The organism is Janthinobacterium sp. NKUCC06_STL (genome assembly GCF_019345455.1).
Taxonomy (GTDB): domain Bacteria; phylum Pseudomonadota; class Gammaproteobacteria; order Burkholderiales; family Burkholderiaceae_D; genus Janthinobacterium; species Janthinobacterium rivuli.
This window is the reverse complement of sequence record NZ_JAHKQY010000001.1, coordinates 1350418-1365248: the sequence shown is the minus strand read 5'-3', so window position 1 is coordinate 1365248 and position 14831 is coordinate 1350418. Positions and strand designations below refer to the sequence as shown.

Below are 14831 nucleotides of genomic sequence, written 5' to 3'. Positions count from 1 at the left end.
TCAGTTGTTTTTATGGCAGGGCCGGCACGCGGCCGGCCCCCTGTGCGCTCAATGGCCGCCGGCCAGGCTGGCGCCAACGCTGTAGCGGGCGATGCGCTGGTAGTTGCCGGCCAGCTCGGGCGGCCGGGGCAGGCCTGGATGGCGCCGCACATGTTCGAGGATGGCGCTTTCGTGCTGGCGTATCTGCGCGTCCAGGCAGGCGATCTGCTGGCGCAACAGGGCGTGCAGCGCATGCTGGCCGGCCTGCAGATGCGCATCGAGGCGCGCCGATTCCTGCTGGCGCACGCCTACGATGGCGTGCAGGCGGCGCAGCCATAGCCGCAGTTCCACATAGGCGGGCGAGGGCGGCGTCCAGCGCGCGGGGCGCCGGTGCGCGCAGTAGTTGGCCAGCACCACGGCGCTGTGCGCCGCGTCATCGGGCAAGCCCTGGCAGCGCAGATAGTCGTCCAGCTGCGCGGGCTGGGCGTCGCACACCAGCATGCCCATTTCGGCAAGCATGCGGGCGGGCGCCTCGCTGTGCGGCATATCGAGGCGCATGCAGACGCGCAAGCCCATGACGGGCACGTCGTTCCTTTGCAGCCAGCTGCGCAGCCAGCGGTAGCCGGCCACGTCGTTTTCCAGCACCTTGCACAGCACTTCGTTGCCCGTGAGCAGCACGGCTTTCAGCAGCAGCTTGCTCGTTTCGATGCCGACGAAGGCAGTTTCCCGTTTGATCGCGTGTTCCATGATGAGTCCCCCCTGTGCAGTCTTATACGCAGCGGCGGCGCGTCTGGATGCAGGCGCGCAGCAAATTCGTAAAAAATAGCTGGAAAGACTGTTGCATCGGCGCCTATGGCACCCTCCAGCCCCTCTGCAAGGGAAAAAATCCGTGTAAGCTGGCGCCATGACGACTGTTTCCATACCCCATACCGATGTGGCCGGAGAGCCATTCCCCGCAGCACGTTTCATTAAAGAAATAGGACGCGGCAAGAACGGCGCGCGCAGCATGACGCGTGAAGACGCCCATGCTCTGTACCGCGCCATGCTCGAGGGCCGCGTGTCGGACCTGGAACTGGGTGGCATTTTGTTATCGATGCGCATCAAGGGCGAATCGGTCGACGAGATCGCCGGCTTCCTCGATGCGGCCGAAGCGTCGTTCGACCCGCTGGCCGCACCGGCCGGCGAATTCGCCCCGATCATCATTCCCAGCTACAACGGCGCGCGCAAGATGGCGAATTTGACGGCCTTGCTGGCGCTGCTGCTGGCGCGCGCGGGTGCGCCCGTGCTCGTGCATGGCGTCACCAGCGATCCGGGCCGCATCACCACGGCCGAGGTGCTGGCCGCGCTGGGCGTGCCGGCCTCGCTCGACCATGCGCAAGCCGAGGCCGCCATGGCGGGCGGGCAAGCGGCCTTCCTGCCCATCGAGGCCTTGGCGCCGCGCCTGGCGTACATGCTGTCGCTGCGGCGCGTGCTGGGCGTGCGCAATTCCACGCATACCCTGGTGAAAATCATGCAGCCGTTCGCCGGCCCGGCCCTGCGCCTGGTGTCGTACACGCACCCGGAATACCTGGAAATGCTCGGTGAATATTTCCTGACCGCCGCGGATCCCGCGCGCGGCGACGCCTTCCTGATGCGCGGCACGGAGGGCGAGACGGTGGCCAACGCCAACAAGGCGCAGCAGATCGACTGGTTCCATGGCGTGGAACGCACGGTGCTGGTGGAAAAGCAGTTACTGGTGGAAGAGCTGCCGCATTTGCCCGCCGAGCGCGATGCGGCCACCACGGCGGCCTGGATCGCGGCCGTGCTGCGCGGCGAGGTGCCAGTGCCGCCATCGATTGCCGAACAGGTGGAGCAATGCCTGATGGCGTCACGACAGATTGCAGCACGGCCGCGCTAGCCGCGTCGCCGCAGTTTACAATGGTGTCTTTGTAATCAGCGGTGACCGGAATTCTTATGGCAAAACAATTTGATGTGGCAGTGATCGGCGCGGGCGCGGCCGGCATGATGTGTGCGGCTGTTGCCGCCCAGCAAGGCAAGCGCGTGGTGTTGATCGATCACGCGGCCAAGCTGGCCGAAAAGATCCGCATCTCCGGTGGTGGGCGGTGTAATTTCACCAATATTAACGCCACCCCGCAAAATTTCCTCTCGGAAAACCCGCATTTCTGCAAGAGCGCGCTGTCGCGCTACACGCCGCAGGATTTCCTCGCGCTGGTGAAAAAATACCGGATCGGCTACCACGAGAAGCACAAGGGCCAGCTGTTTTGCAATGAATCGGCCGAGCTGATCATCGACATGCTCAAGGACGAGTGCGCCTCTGGCGGCGTGCATTGGCGCATGCCGTGCAAGATCGACAATGTTGTCCAGCAAGATGACGGCGGCTTCGTGCTGCAGACCGATAGCGGCGACATCGAGACGGCCAGCATCGTCATCGCCACGGGCGGCCTGTCGATCCCGAAGATCGGCGCCACGGATTTTGCCTACCGCATGGCCAAGCAATTCGATCTGGCGATGGTCGAACCGCGTCCGGCCCTGGTGCCGCTGACGTTCGATTCGGCCAGCTGGGCGCCGTTCGCGGAACTGTCCGGCATCGCCCTGGAAGTGGATGTGGAGACGGGCAGCCTGAAAGGCCGCAAGGCAACGGGCGCGCGTTTCCGCGAAGATTTGCTGTTCACGCATCGCGGCCTGTCGGGTCCGGCGATTTTGCAGATTTCCAGCTACTGGCTGCCGGGCGAACCCATCGTCATCAACCTGCTGCCGGAAGTGGACGTGGCGCAAACCTTGATCGAAGGCAAGGGCACCCTGAAGAAGCAACTGGGCAATATCGTCGCGCAATGGCTGCCACAGCGCCTGGCGGACTGCCTGCTGGCTGTCAACGGTCTGGCGCCGGACGCGCGCATCGCCGACATGCCCGACGCGCAGCTGCGCAAGCTGGGCCAGGCCATCAATGCCTGGTCCATCGTGCCGAACGGGTCCGAAGGCTACCGCAAGGCGGAAGTGACGCGCGGCGGCATCGATACGCGCGAGCTGTCGCAGCAGACCATGATGGCCAATAAGGTGCCGGGCCTGTACTTCATCGGCGAATCGGTCGACGTGACAGGCTGGCTGGGCGGCTACAACTTCCAGTGGGCCTGGGCCTCGGGTGTGGCGGCAGGTATTGCCTTGCAGTAAGCTACTCTGTAAGATGGGGTTCTGGCGCCCGGTGCGTGGTTTACGCCACATTCCGGCAGCGACCGCAGGCTGCATGCCGCACGCAAGTGGGGGAGGGGCTTCCCTTTCCGAATAAAAGCTGCTACTATCTATCTCTTCCTATACACCACCTCAACGGTTTGAATTTTACATGACCACTATTCGCCTTAAAGAAAACGAGCCGTTCGAAGTCGCAATGCGTCGCTTCAAACGCACCATCGAAAAAACGGGTCTGCTGACCGAATTGCGCGCACGCGAATTCTACGAAAAGCCAACAGCTGAGCGCAAGCGCAAGCTGGCAGCTGCTGTAAAGCGTCATTACAAACGCATCCGCAGCCAACAACTGCCGAAAAAATTATTCTAAGACTGTTCAGTCAGAACCAACCCGGGTAGTTCGGCGCATTGTTCGCCACGGGTTTTGTTTTGATTCGCCTGGAGTGATACTTCAGATGAGTCGCATACCCGCTCCGGTTCGCCGCAGCGGGTTTTCGCTTTTGTGGCCGCCTGCTTGGAGTGCCTGCACGAGTATCGAACCCTACTTACCAACACGAGGATTGCCATGAGCTTGAAAGAACAAATTACCGAAGACATGAAAAACGCCATGCGCGCCAAGGAAGCGGGCAAGCTGGGCACGATTCGCCTGTTGCTGGCGGAAATCAAGCGCAAGGAAGTCGACGAGCGCATCGAATTGACGGATGCCCACGTGACGGCCATCGTGGAAAAGATGATCAAGCAGCGCAAGGATTCGATCACCCAGTTCGAAGCCGGCGGCCGCGCCGACCTGGCTGACATCGAAAAAGCCGAACTGGTGCACCTGGCGGGCTATATGCCTGCCGGTCTGTCGGACGAAGAAGTGGCGGCCGAAGTGGCTGCCGCCGTGGCCGCCTCGGGCGCCGCCGGTCCGCAAGACATGGGCAAGGTCATGGCCATCGTCAAGCCGAAGCTGGCTGGCCGCGCCGACATGACGGTGGTATCCGCCCTGGTCAAGAAAGCCTTGACGCCGGCAGCGTAAGCAACAATAGTAGCAAGGGCTGCCCGCCGTCGCGCTGGCAGCCTGTTAACAGCCCACACGTTGACCTGGCTCAACCTCAGGCCACGTGCGGTAGTATAGTCTGACCTATAACAAGACCCGCCCTAGCCAGTGATACCTCAATCCTTCATTTCCGATTTGCTCAACCGCGTCGATATCGTCGATGTCGTGGGGCGCTATGTGCAACTGAAAAAAGGTGGCGCCAATTTCATGGGCTTGTGCCCGTTCCACAGTGAAAAATCGCCCAGCTTTACCGTCAGCCCCACCAAGCAGTTCTATCACTGCTTCGGCTGTGGCGCGCATGGCACCTCGATCGGCTTCCTGATCGAGTACTCGGGCATGGGCTTTGTCGACGCCGTCAAGGACCTGGCGCAGAACGTGGGCATGGTCGTGCCGGAAGCGGATGACAAGATTCCGCCGGCCCAGCGCGCACAGATCCAGGCGCAAAGCATGGCCTTGTCCGACGCCATGACGCAGGCGTGCGATTATTACCGTGGGCAATTGCGCCACGCGCCGGAAGCCATCGCCTACCTGAAGAACCGGGGCTTGACGGGCGAAGTGGCCGCTCGCTTCGGCATGGGTTTCGCGCCAGGCGGCTGGGATAATCTGCGCTCCGTTTTCCCCGATTACGACGTGGTGGCCCTGGCCGAGGCCGGTCTCGTGATCGACAAGGTCGATGAAGAGGGCAACAACCGCAAGCGCTACGATCGTTTCCGCGAGCGCATCATGTTCCCGATCCGCAATACCAAGGGACAAGTGATCGCCTTTGGCGGCCGCGTGCTCGACCATGGTGAACCGAAATACCTGAACTCGCCGGAAACCCCCTTGTTTTCCAAGGGTTTCGAACTATATGGGCTGTTCGAGGCGCGCCAGGCCATCCGCGACGCCGGCTACGTGCTGGTGACGGAGGGTTATATGGATGTGGTTGCCTTGGCGCAAATGGGTTTCCCGCAAGCAGTAGCCACCTTGGGTACGGCGTGCACGCCCACCCACGTGCAAAAACTGCTGCGCCAGACGGATAACGTGATTTTCAGCTTCGATGGCGACAAGGCCGGCCGCCGCGCCGCCCGCCGCGCGCTGGAAGCGAGCCTGGCCCACGTGTCGGACAATAAAACCATCAAGTTCCTGTTCTTGCCGTCGGAACACGATCCGGACAGCTATATCCGCGAATTCGGCGCCGAGGGGTTTGAACAGCAAGTGCATGAAGCCATGCCGCTGTCGCAATTCTTGCTGAAAGAAGTGTCGGGCGAGCATGATCTGTCGGAGCCGGAAGGGCGCGCCCGCGTGCAGTTCGATGCCAAGCCGCTGCTGCAACTGATGGCGCCATCGTCTTTGCGCCTGCAGATCGTGCGCGGTTTGGCGCAGCTGACGCAGTCCACGCCGGCCGAGATCGAAGCCCTGTTCGAGCTGGCGAAACCCGTTGCCGTGGCGCGCCGCGCGCCGCCGAAATCGGGCCGCCCCGTGCCTGTCGGTCTGGAATTGAAGATCATGCGCATGCTGGTAGCGCATCCGCCGCTGACGATGCGCATCGACGAGGCCGCCCTTGCTGCATTCCAGCACCTGGGGCCCGACGCGGCGCACAGCCTGGGCCAGCTGGTGGCCGTGGGTCAGGCCTTGGGCGAGCACGGCAGTTTTGCCGCGCTGGCGCAGCAGTTGAAGGAGCTGGGCAGCGAATACGACGAGATCATCGGCGAGATCGCGGCCGGCACGGAATCCGATTACGACAGCGAATTGTCGTGGCTGGTGAGCACCATCCGCGAGATCAAATTGAATGCCTTGAAGGCGGAATTGCAGCAATTGTTTGCCTCGGGTTTGCCATCGGAGAAAATTGGTGTACGCTACCGCGAAATCATGCAGGAGCAGGGGACGCTGGAACGCGAGCGCGATGCCGAGTTGGTGAATCGCTAACCTTGCCTTGAGGGTATGGCGCGCACTGGAAAAACATTTTTCGCGTGCTATAATTAAATGCTAAGTATTGTGTGCTTTGGCAAGCTAGTTCTGTTTCGTAAATAGTATTTGTTTTCAGTAAGTTAGGCTCTTGATCGGCGCGGTGGATCGTGTCGGCAGCCAGGGCCAACAGGCGCTTTCGGCGTTGCGGGCAAGGCTCGCAGACGCTGGCAAGCCGCGCCAGGCTCTCGCTCCCAACGCGGTCGATGCAGGAATTTTTGCCGAGGCGGCTGGCAACAGCCGGTGGACAGGAATTGCTGCGCTTCCCGCGGATCGTGGCCGATGAGGTGTAAGTAACGTAACAGTGTCGAATTTGCGTAGTCGGCAGGTTCGAAGATGGTGGTTCCCGCAGGTAGACAGGGAACTGGCAGCAAACTTTATCCTAATCCACCGTAAAGCAAGTCGTTGTGTAATCGAAAGCGCCTGTGCCAATCAAGAAACCCGAATCCAAAGCGGCTGTAAAGCCCACTAAAGTTACCACGAAAGCCGAAAAGGCGCTCGACCGGCCAGAAGCGCGCGTCACCAGCGCGCCCGTGGTCAGCCAGACCACCGACGCCGCCACCCTGGCCGCGATCGATACGTCCGGTTATGTCTTGCCGTCGGTAAAAGTGCCAGGCCGCCGCGGCCGCAAGCCAAAAGAATTCCAGCCAGAAAATGATGAAGTCGCCGCCCTGAACGCCGTCGAGCGGGCCGAACTGAAGGCCGTCGACAAGGCCAAGGCCAAGGACCGCAAGGCGAAGGAGCGCGCGCTGCTGAAGGACGCGTTCTCGTCCGACACGGAAGCGAGCGAGGAAGAACTCGAGCGCCGGCGCCAGAAACTCAAGACCCTGATCAAGTTCGGCAAGGAACGCGGTTTCCTGACCTACGCGGAAATCAACGATCACTTGCCCGAAAACATCGTCGATCCGGAAGCCATCGAAGGCATCATCGGTACCTTCAATGACATGGGCATCGCCGTCTACGAGCACGCACCCGATGCGGAAACGTTGTTGTTGTCTGATAACGTTGCCGTTGTCACCAGCGACGACGAGGCGGAAGCGGCGGCCGAGGCCGCATTGTCGACCGTCGACTCCGACTTCGGCCGCACCACCGACCCCGTGCGCATGTACATGCGCGAAATGGGCTCGGTCGAGCTGCTGACGCGCGAAGGCGAGATCGAGATTGCCAAGCGCATCGAAGATGGCTTGAAAGACATGATCCAGGCCATTTCCGCCTGTCCCGTGACGATCGCCGAGATCATCGCCGCCGCCGACCGCATCGCCAACGAAGAGATCAAGATCGACGAAATCGTCGACGGCCTCGTCGATGAAAACGAACCGGTCGCCGCCGCCCCTGTCGTGGCTGCCCCCGTCGAGGAAGACGAGGAAGAAGGCGAAGCGGAAGAAGAGGAAGTCGAAGAAGAGGAAGAGGCGAGCGCTTCGGGCGCGGCCGGCTTCTCCGCCGAGCAGCTGGAAACCCTGAAACGCACAGCGCTGGAAAAATTCGCCATCATTTCGCAGCAATTCGACAAGATGCGCCGCGCCTTCGAGAAAGAAGGCTACAACTCGAAACCCTACGCCAAGGCGCAGGAAGCCATTTCGCAAGAGTTGCTGGGCATCCGCTTCACGGCCAAGGTCGTGGAAAAGCTGTGCGACACCCTGCGTGGCCAGGTCGACGAAGTGCGCCATATCGAGAAGCAGATCCTCGACGTGGCCGTGAACCGCTGCGGCATGCCGCGCGCCCACTTCATCAAGGTCTTCCCGGGCAATGAAACCAATCTCGACTGGGTCGATGGCGAAGTCAACGCAGGACACGCGTACAGCGCCATCCTGGGCCGCAACATTCCGACCGTCAAGGAACTGCAGCAGCGCCTGATCGACCTGCAGGCGCGGGTCGTCTTGCCGCTGCCGGACCTGCGCAACATCAACCGCCAGATGGCGGCCGGTGAAATGAAGGCGCGCAAGGCCAAGCGTGAAATGACGGAGGCCAACTTGCGCCTGGTCATTTCGATCGCCAAGAAATACACGAACCGCGGCCTGCAATTCCTCGACCTGATCCAGGAAGGCAATATCGGCCTGATGAAGGCCGTCGACAAGTTTGAGTACCGCCGCGGCTACAAGTTCTCGACGTATGCGACCTGGTGGATCCGCCAGGCCATCACGCGCTCGATCGCCGACCAGGCGCGCACGATTCGTATTCCCGTGCACATGATCGAGACGATCAACAAGATGAACCGGATTTCCCGCCAGATCCTGCAGGAAACAGGCGCGGAACCCGATCCGGCCACCCTGGCGATCAAGATGGAGATGCCCGAGGACAAGATCCGCAAGATCATGAAAATCGCCAAGGAACCGATCTCGATGGAAACGCCGATCGGCGACGACGACGACTCCCACCTGGGCGACTTCATCGAGGACAACAACACCCTGGCGCCGGCCGACGCAGCCCTGCACGCGTCCATGCGCGGCGTGGTCAAGGACGTGCTCGATTCCCTGACGCCACGCGAAGCGAAAGTGCTGCGCATGCGTTTCGGCATCGAGATGTCCACCGACCACACTTTGGAAGAAGTGGGTAAGCAATTTGACGTGACGCGCGAGCGCATCCGCCAGATCGAAGCCAAGGCGCTGCGCAAGCTGCGCCACCCATCGCGCTCCGACAAGCTGAAAAGCTTCTTGGAAGGCAACTAGAAGCCAATAGGGCTTGACGTGCGCCCCTGATACCCCTATCCTCGCGTGTCCGTTTCCAAAACGGCCGCGCGAGGCGGGCATCAACAGCGCCGCCAGGCCGCAGTCCCCCGGGCCTCTAGCTCATGCTTGGTTAGAGCAGCGGACTCATAATCCGTTGGTGCCGTGTTCGACTCACGGGAGGCCCACCAGAATTTAGCAGTAGAGAATTAGCCCCGGCGGGTGACTGCTGGGGCTTTTTTTATGCGCGTGACAGTCACCGCAAGGTTTTGTCGTTTCGATGGGCTAGCTGGATTCTTCACTAATATCATCTTTATATCGGTATGGTGTGCATAGGAAGTGCTGCGTACTTTGCCTGCCGTTCGATCTTGTATTTGCAATTACGTACGCTACAGGTCATTATCGTTGTTCAATGCGACTATGGTTGGGTTTGTGTTTGAGTGGCGGACCTGACCCTGCCACTCGCGCTTGGGCCAGTTGGCATGTGCAAAATGGGACACCGCTGAACGTTTTGCAAGAGCTTGGCGGTTGGGAAAGTACACAGATGGTACGTCGATATGCACACTTCTCTGCTTCTCATTTGGCTGTGTACGCCGAAAGATTACCTAATTTTGTAAAATGAAATATTTTTATTAATTGTCGGGGGATTTAATGAGAGAATTTTTTCCTGGGTATTATCGCCCTTCGGATGATGAATTTAAAGTCATGTGGAAAGAGTCGAAGTTTATATTTGATGCTAATGTTTTACTTGATATGTATTCTTATCCTGAGTCCGCAAGAGATATATTTTTTTCTGTTTTAAGTAAAGTTGAAGGTAGAACCTGGATTCCCTATCAAGTTGCTCTTGAATTTCATAGAAATAGAACCAATAGAATTAAGCAGTCCAATAAAAAGATTGAGCAGTTGTTGGAGCAAGTTAAAAGAACTGGTGATGAACTTCAGAAGGAGTTGAGAAGTATTGAGTTTGAAAAAAGAAATACAGGAATAGAAGACATTGAGGAAAGACTTAATGCCGTACAAATTTCCCATCAATCATTGTCCGAGGCAATACAATTAGCTTGTAATCGATTGCCAGTTGTCGGATTGGATGAGGCAATTGGATTAAAGATAGCAGATATGTTTGATGGGAAGGTCGGCGCTCCGCCTGGAAGTCAAGCTGAATTATCTGAGATGCTTAAGGATGCAGAAGATAGATACGAGAAGAAAATACCTCCTGGATTTGAAGATGTAAAAAAAGGGAGCGAGTATAGAGATCGAGGTGTAATTTACCAAGCTAAATATGGTGATCTAGTCCTCTGGAATCAATTGATAAAATATGTTAATGATGAAAATATTGAAAATATAATATTTATCACTGGTGATAGAAAGTCAGATTGGTGGTTGATTGAGGATGGGAGAGCTCTTGGGCCATTGCCGGAGTTGGTTCAGGAAATTTTGCAACGGTCGAAGTTGAAGAAGTTTTGGATGTATTCTGCAGACCAATTCTTACAAAATGCGGAGCAGTATTTGGGCGCATCGGAAGTTACGCAAGAAACTATAGCGCAGGTTAAGGAGACATTAACTTCTTTAAATGATTGGGAGTTTACTTCTGGTGATTGGATAGATTTAAATAATAAAGAAATTATTGAACATGGCAATGATTATGCGAGAATATGGGCAGGTGAATTTCATGGAAAAAATTACTTGCCTGAGGCGCTGCGAGAGAAACTTGGGATGCGAACCGGTGACGTGATTTCCGCCATAGAAATGTGGCTGGTTGACACTATTGAGGAAGGAGCCATTATGCCGAATAGGACATTCCCCGAATATATTGTTACTAATGGGGATACCCGGTCAGGATATGGAATTACTATTTTGAATTCTTTGGAAAATTCATCAATAGCAAATTTGCCTAGAACATTTAAAAATGCACGGGCCGCGATATTTGAAGGTGAGGTTGATGATATGACAATAATAATTGGAATTCATTGTGATAATTTCAATCCGGATGATAGTTCATTATTAGGTAATTTCCGATTTTATATTCGTAGTTTGAAAGAGAAGATGAAGATAGATGGGGTTGTTTTTGGTTATTGTCGAGGTGCTATGTTCGTTCCAGTTTTTAAAATGAATTGATTTTTAAATGTGTGATATTTATTATTAATGAATAAGATTTTATTCAATGTCTATACGTTGTAGTGTGTGTTTAAGGTAGAGCATGTGTCTCATAATCCATTGGTGCCGTGTTCGACTCACGGGAGGCCCACCAGAATTTGCAGCAATAGAATTAGCCCCGGCGGGTGACTGCCGGGGCTTTTTGCATGCTGCCGTACAATCACGGCATCGAGATTGACGAAGGATGAAACAAGATGACGGCTGAAGTGAAGATTGACGATATCGTGGTCGGTGATGGCAAGGCGGCGGTGCGTGGCGCGCTGATCACGGCCCACTACCGGGGCTGGCTGGAAGATGGGACGGAGTTTGACTCGTCGCACAAGCGGGGCGAGCCTTTTCGCTGTGTGTTGAGCAATAACAAGGTGATCCAGGGCTGGATTCTGGGTTTGCAAGGCATGCAGGTCGGCGGCACGCGCAAGCTGTGGGTACCGGCGGCGCTGGCGTATGGCGAGCGGCAGGTCGGGTTGATTCCACCGCATTCCAATTTGATCTTCGAGATTGAGTTGCTGGAAGTGCTGACGCGCGATTGATGTCTGGATGGTGTCATCAGGCAGATACGACGCTGGCTTTTTTCAGCAGCAGTTGCTCGACATCGGCTCGCAGCGCCTGTTGCGTGGGGAAGTTGGCATAGCGCAAGGTGACATAGCCGGCCAGCCTGAGCATGGCGTCGCGCTCCTTGTCCTCGCGTTCGCGGCCGGCGTGGCTGCGGTCGTCGAGCTCGATCACGGCGATGACGTTCAGTTGCTGGCTGCACAGGACAAAATCGGCCACCTTGCGGTCGAAACGGTTTCTGTTTGCCCATCCTTTTGCCGTCACCAGCGCGGAAAACGCCACTTGCGCCAGCACCGTGCATTCCGGCAATGCCGTCTGCAGCAGGTGGTACATCTGCTGCTCGCGCGCCGTCATCACGGGTTTTCTGTGCAGCCGCAGCGGCCTGCGCGACTTGGCCGCCTGGCGCGTGGCCAGCATGGCAAAGAACAGGATCAAGGCCGCGATGGCGAGCAGGACTGTGAAGGAAGGCATGGGCTGGCATCAGGATGGACGAACCCTGATGGTACGCGAACAGCGGCGTGTTTCGTGCCGCTGCCAGCGTATTTCAGGTGGTGCGCTTGTTGGCGATCAAGCCTGTTTCAAGTTGACCGGCATGATGCCCAGCGCCGGCACGATGTCATGCAGGCTGGTCACTTCACAGGTGGGGATGGCGGCCGAGGTATTGGCCATGCTGTCCGGGTTGAACCAGCAGCTAGCTATGCCGTAGCGGTTGGCGCCGAGGATGTCGGCGTCCAGGCGGTCGCCGATGATGATAGTTGTATCCTTGCTGAATGCGCGCGCCATGTTGGCGGCATATTCGAAGAAGCGCACGTCCGGCTTGGCGTGGCCGCACGCTTCCGAGGTGGCGACGAAGGAGATGTAGTCGCTCAGGCCGGATGCGGCGATGCGGCGGTTCTGGATGGACTCGACGCCGTTGGTGATGATGCCCACTTCGCCGATGCGCGACAGCGTTTCGCACACTTCTCTGGCGCCATCGATGAGTACGACCGTGTCCGGCAGCGAGTCCAGATATAAACGGCTGGCCAGTTCCGGGTCGATGGCGATGCCGTTCAGCGCAAACGTCTTGCGGAAGCGTTCCACTTTCAGGAAATCCTTGGTGACGTCACCCGTTTCGAAACGTCTCCACAGGCCGACGTTGATCGCCTGATATTGGAAAAACAGTCCGTCGATACCGTCGCGCAAGCCCAGTTCGTGCATGGTGTGCAGGAAGGAGCGTTTTTCGGACGCCCGGAAGTCGAGCAGGGTATCGTCGAGGTCAAACAGGAATAGCTGGTAGGTCATGGTATGTATTGAAAGGAACTTGTCTTGCATCGTAGCACGTAGCGTTGAGTTCGGTTGGCCGTGCATTGCGTGGGCGATCCGCTACAATCGCTGACAGACCTGTCACCCTTACTTCACTCCTGCTCATGACCCAGCTCTCCGTCAACGTCAATAAAATCGCCCTGCTGCGCAATTCGCGCGGCCGCAACTTCCCCGACCTGCTGGCGTTTTCCGCGCGCTTTCTCGACCTGGGCGCCGCCGGCATCACCTTGCACCCGCGTCCGGACCAGCGCCATGCGCGCTACGATGATGTTGCCCCGTTGCAGCGCCTGTGCGCGGAGCGGGGGCGCGAGCTGAATGTCGAGGGCTATCCGGCGGCGGAATTTCTGCAAGTCGTAAAAAGCGCGCGCCCCGCGCAATGCACTCTGGTGCCCGACATGCCGGGGCAATTGACTTCCGATCACGGCTGGGACATCGAACGACATGCTGCGCTGTTGCGCCCCGCCATTGCGGAATTGAACGACCTGGGCATTCGCGTCAGCCTGTTTGTCGATGCAGACTACCCGGCGCTGGAATGGGCGCGCGAGGTCGGGGCGGCGCGGGTTGAGCTGTACACGGAGCGGTTTGCGGAGAGTTATGGCGGCGCGCAGGCCGATGCCGTGTTTGATACATATCTGCAGGCGGCGCGGCGGGCGCAGGCGCTGGGCTTGGGCGTGAATGCGGGGCATGACCTCGATTTGCACAACCTGGCGCGCTTCCTGGACATTCCCGGCATCCTGGAAGTGTCGATCGGCCATGCGCTCGTGGTTGAATGCCTTGAACTGGGCATGGACAAGGTGCTGGGCCGCTACCTTGAGATATGTCAATCGTAGGGAACTTGGGCTGTGCCGCTGGCCGGCCGCTGCAGCCTGAGCCGGACTGGCCCTTCTTCGATGCCGCCTTCGCCGTCACGGCACAGACGCTGGCGCAGGTGCAAGCGCTGACGTCCGATGCGGCGGCGCAACTGTGGACGCGCCATGTGTCGGCACATCCCGACGAGACGCATCCCATGCAACTGCGCGAGGGTCATCGCCTGCAGACTACGGTGTCGGGGCCGGACTGGCTGGCCGAGTTCGATGCCGTTTCCAGCGAACAGCCGGCGCAGGATGGCTGCGTGGCAAGGTTTCTCTCTTCCCATTTTCACCTTGTCGTGGCGGCACCCGTCTTTTTCATGGCCAGCCGGACACGCGTCTATGCACTGACACCGGCCGCGCTTGCCGCATGCTGGCCTTGCTTGTTGGCCATTTCTGACGAGGGCCCCTTGCTGTACCAGCCTGCCACGGGCAAGTTCGTCTATTTCTCGCCACAGGGGGCGCTGGCGGGTGGCGAGGAAGGTTTGCAGCCCGTTTAACGGGATGCATCCATCCGGTGGCGATAAGCGCTACGGCTGAATGCCAGCCGCGTTGCCTATTTGCACTTAAACCTGACTATTTTCGTTCGCTGTTTAACGGTTGCGGCGCACTGTTTGACTCCTGGCAAATCCATGCGCAGGTAGCGCTCGGTAGCGGCATACAGGCAATCCACCTGAAACAGATAGCGTGGGGCATCGAAATTGATATCCCAGCGTTGATATAAGGTGCCGGCACGTGTCCATTCCCTGATCGGGGCCAGGATGGGCAAGGCCTCGCCGTCCACCGGCGGCCGATCCGCCGGATAGGACAGCACGCGCACGCTGTCGAGCCTGGCGGCTGGCAGCTTCCAGGTAGAGGGGGTCGCTTGTGGGCAAGAAACGGAGACAAGGGGGGCTGCGGCAGCGTACTGCATCGCCATGCCCGCGATGGAAAATGCCAGCAGTGCGAGCGGCTTCATTCGAAAGAGTTCGGAGCGATCAACGCGAAGAGTCAGTGGCGCCGGTAAGGTGCCTGACCAGGGTGACGCACTCGCCATTTCCTACGATTTCTTTTTGCTTTGCATAGTCGGTATTCGCGATGTAGGGCATGGCGTTTCTCTCTGTGGCTGACGGTAGAGAGAGCGTACGCAAGATGGGGGACAGGTATCTTGATGTGCGCCAGGGCAATACG

At 58.3% G+C, this 14831-nt stretch carries 14 protein-coding genes, 1 tRNA gene and 1 pseudogene; 12 read left to right on the top strand and 4 right to left on the bottom strand.

What is annotated here, in order from left to right:
• Positions 1 to 48: 48 nt before the first annotated feature.
• Positions 49 to 726 (bottom strand): hypothetical protein, encoded by a 678-nt coding sequence (locus KO539_RS06185; protein WP_219307878.1) that lies wholly within the window; start codon positions 724 to 726, stop codon positions 49 to 51.
• 157 nt (positions 727 to 883) lie between these two features.
• Here KO539_RS06185 and ybiB point away from each other — a divergent pair, with 157 nt between their 5' ends.
• The 10 genes and pseudogenes from ybiB (at position 884) to KO539_RS06135 (ending at position 11489) form a co-directional block, all read left to right on the top strand.
• Positions 884 to 1876 carry a DNA-binding protein YbiB gene (ybiB, locus tag KO539_RS06180; protein ID WP_219307877.1) on the top strand — a complete coding sequence of 331 codons (993 nt, stop codon included), beginning with the start codon at positions 884 to 886 and terminating at the stop codon, positions 1874 to 1876.
• A 56-nt stretch (positions 1877 to 1932) separates the two neighbouring features.
• Entirely contained in the window at positions 1933 to 3147 is a 1215-nt protein-coding gene (locus tag KO539_RS06175; protein WP_219307876.1) for an NAD(P)/FAD-dependent oxidoreductase, read from the top strand.
• A gap of 169 nt (positions 3148 to 3316) precedes the next feature.
• Entirely contained in the window at positions 3317 to 3529 is a 213-nt protein-coding gene (gene rpsU, locus KO539_RS06170; RefSeq protein WP_008451879.1) for a 30S ribosomal protein S21, read from the top strand.
• A gap of 195 nt (positions 3530 to 3724) precedes the next feature.
• On the top strand, positions 3725 to 4177 hold the full coding sequence (locus KO539_RS06165) for a GatB/YqeY domain-containing protein (protein WP_058049818.1): 453 nt from the start codon (positions 3725 to 3727) through the stop codon (positions 4175 to 4177).
• A 129-nt stretch (positions 4178 to 4306) separates the two neighbouring features.
• Positions 4307 to 6103, top strand: a complete 1797-nt coding sequence (gene dnaG / locus KO539_RS06160) for a DNA primase (RefSeq protein ID WP_035821898.1) — start codon at positions 4307 to 4309, stop codon at positions 6101 to 6103.
• 464 nt (positions 6104 to 6567) lie between these two features.
• Positions 6568 to 8808, top strand: a complete 2241-nt coding sequence (gene rpoD, locus KO539_RS06155; RefSeq protein ID WP_034779848.1) for an RNA polymerase sigma factor RpoD — start codon at positions 6568 to 6570, stop codon at positions 8806 to 8808.
• Between the two features lie 109 nt (positions 8809 to 8917).
• Positions 8918 to 8996: transfer RNA gene (locus KO539_RS06150), tRNA-Ile, on the top strand.
• 278 nt (positions 8997 to 9274) lie between these two features.
• Positions 9275 to 9427: pseudogene (locus KO539_RS06145) on the top strand (tyrosine-type recombinase/integrase); the annotation flags it as partial.
• 29 nt (positions 9428 to 9456) lie between these two features.
• On the top strand, positions 9457 to 10920 hold the full coding sequence (locus tag KO539_RS06140; protein ID WP_219307874.1) for a PIN-like domain-containing protein: 1464 nt from the start codon (positions 9457 to 9459) through the stop codon (positions 10918 to 10920).
• Between the two features lie 233 nt (positions 10921 to 11153).
• On the top strand, positions 11154 to 11489 hold the full coding sequence (locus KO539_RS06135) for an FKBP-type peptidyl-prolyl cis-trans isomerase (RefSeq protein WP_219307873.1): 336 nt from the start codon (positions 11154 to 11156) through the stop codon (positions 11487 to 11489).
• Positions 11490 to 11505: 16 nt separating this feature from the next.
• Here KO539_RS06135 and KO539_RS06130 read toward each other — a convergent pair whose 3' ends face one another.
• Positions 11506 to 11982, bottom strand: a complete 477-nt coding sequence (locus tag KO539_RS06130; RefSeq protein WP_219307872.1) for a DUF2726 domain-containing protein — start codon at positions 11980 to 11982, stop codon at positions 11506 to 11508.
• Between the two features lie 96 nt (positions 11983 to 12078).
• Complete coding sequence (locus tag KO539_RS06125; RefSeq protein ID WP_219307871.1) at positions 12079 to 12792, bottom strand: YjjG family noncanonical pyrimidine nucleotidase; 714 nt, start codon at positions 12790 to 12792, stop codon at positions 12079 to 12081.
• Between the two features lie 125 nt (positions 12793 to 12917).
• Here KO539_RS06125 and KO539_RS06120 point away from each other — a divergent pair, with 125 nt between their 5' ends.
• Together KO539_RS06120 and KO539_RS06115 are read left to right on the top strand one after the other, a co-directional pair.
• A complete protein-coding gene (locus tag KO539_RS06120) occupies positions 12918 to 13643 on the top strand; it encodes a pyridoxine 5'-phosphate synthase (RefSeq protein ID WP_035821887.1) in 726 nt (241 codons plus the stop codon).
• Entirely contained in the window at positions 13631 to 14161 is a 531-nt protein-coding gene (locus tag KO539_RS06115; protein ID WP_219307870.1) for a DUF2947 family protein, read from the top strand. Before KO539_RS06120 ends, KO539_RS06115 begins: the two co-directional genes overlap by 13 nt.
• Positions 14162 to 14217: 56 nt before the next feature.
• Here KO539_RS06115 and KO539_RS06110 read toward each other — a convergent pair whose 3' ends face one another.
• Complete coding sequence (locus KO539_RS06110; protein WP_219307868.1) at positions 14218 to 14619, bottom strand: STY0301 family protein; 402 nt, start codon at positions 14617 to 14619, stop codon at positions 14218 to 14220.
• Positions 14620 to 14831 lie beyond the last annotated feature (212 nt).

What these genes read in the sequence shown, in the direction of transcription:
- KO539_RS06115 (WP_219307870.1), top strand. Translation starts at nt 13,631, where the DNA reads ATGTCAATCGTAGGGAACTTGGGCTGTGCCGCTGGCCGGCCGCTGCAG.
- KO539_RS06120 (WP_035821887.1), top strand. Translation starts at nt 12,918, where the DNA reads ATGACCCAGCTCTCCGTCAACGTCAATAAAATCGCCCTGCTGCGCAAT.
- KO539_RS06135 (WP_219307873.1), top strand. Translation starts at nt 11,154, where the DNA reads ATGACGGCTGAAGTGAAGATTGACGATATCGTGGTCGGTGATGGCAAG.
- rpsU (WP_008451879.1), top strand. Translation starts at nt 3,317, where the DNA reads ATGACCACTATTCGCCTTAAAGAAAACGAGCCGTTCGAAGTCGCAATG.
- KO539_RS06175 (WP_219307876.1), top strand. Translation starts at nt 1,933, where the DNA reads ATGGCAAAACAATTTGATGTGGCAGTGATCGGCGCGGGCGCGGCCGGC.
- KO539_RS06130 (WP_219307872.1), bottom strand. Translation starts at nt 11,982, where the DNA reads ATGCCTTCCTTCACAGTCCTGCTCGCCATCGCGGCCTTGATCCTGTTC.
- KO539_RS06125 (WP_219307871.1), bottom strand. Translation starts at nt 12,792, where the DNA reads ATGACCTACCAGCTATTCCTGTTTGACCTCGACGATACCCTGCTCGAC.
- KO539_RS06110 (WP_219307868.1), bottom strand. Translation starts at nt 14,619, where the DNA reads ATGAAGCCGCTCGCACTGCTGGCATTTTCCATCGCGGGCATGGCGATG.
- ybiB (WP_219307877.1), top strand. Translation starts at nt 884, where the DNA reads ATGACGACTGTTTCCATACCCCATACCGATGTGGCCGGAGAGCCATTC.
- KO539_RS06140 (WP_219307874.1), top strand. Translation starts at nt 9,457, where the DNA reads ATGAGAGAATTTTTTCCTGGGTATTATCGCCCTTCGGATGATGAATTT.
- KO539_RS06165 (WP_058049818.1), top strand. Translation starts at nt 3,725, where the DNA reads ATGAGCTTGAAAGAACAAATTACCGAAGACATGAAAAACGCCATGCGC.
- KO539_RS06185 (WP_219307878.1), bottom strand. Translation starts at nt 726, where the DNA reads ATGGAACACGCGATCAAACGGGAAACTGCCTTCGTCGGCATCGAAACG.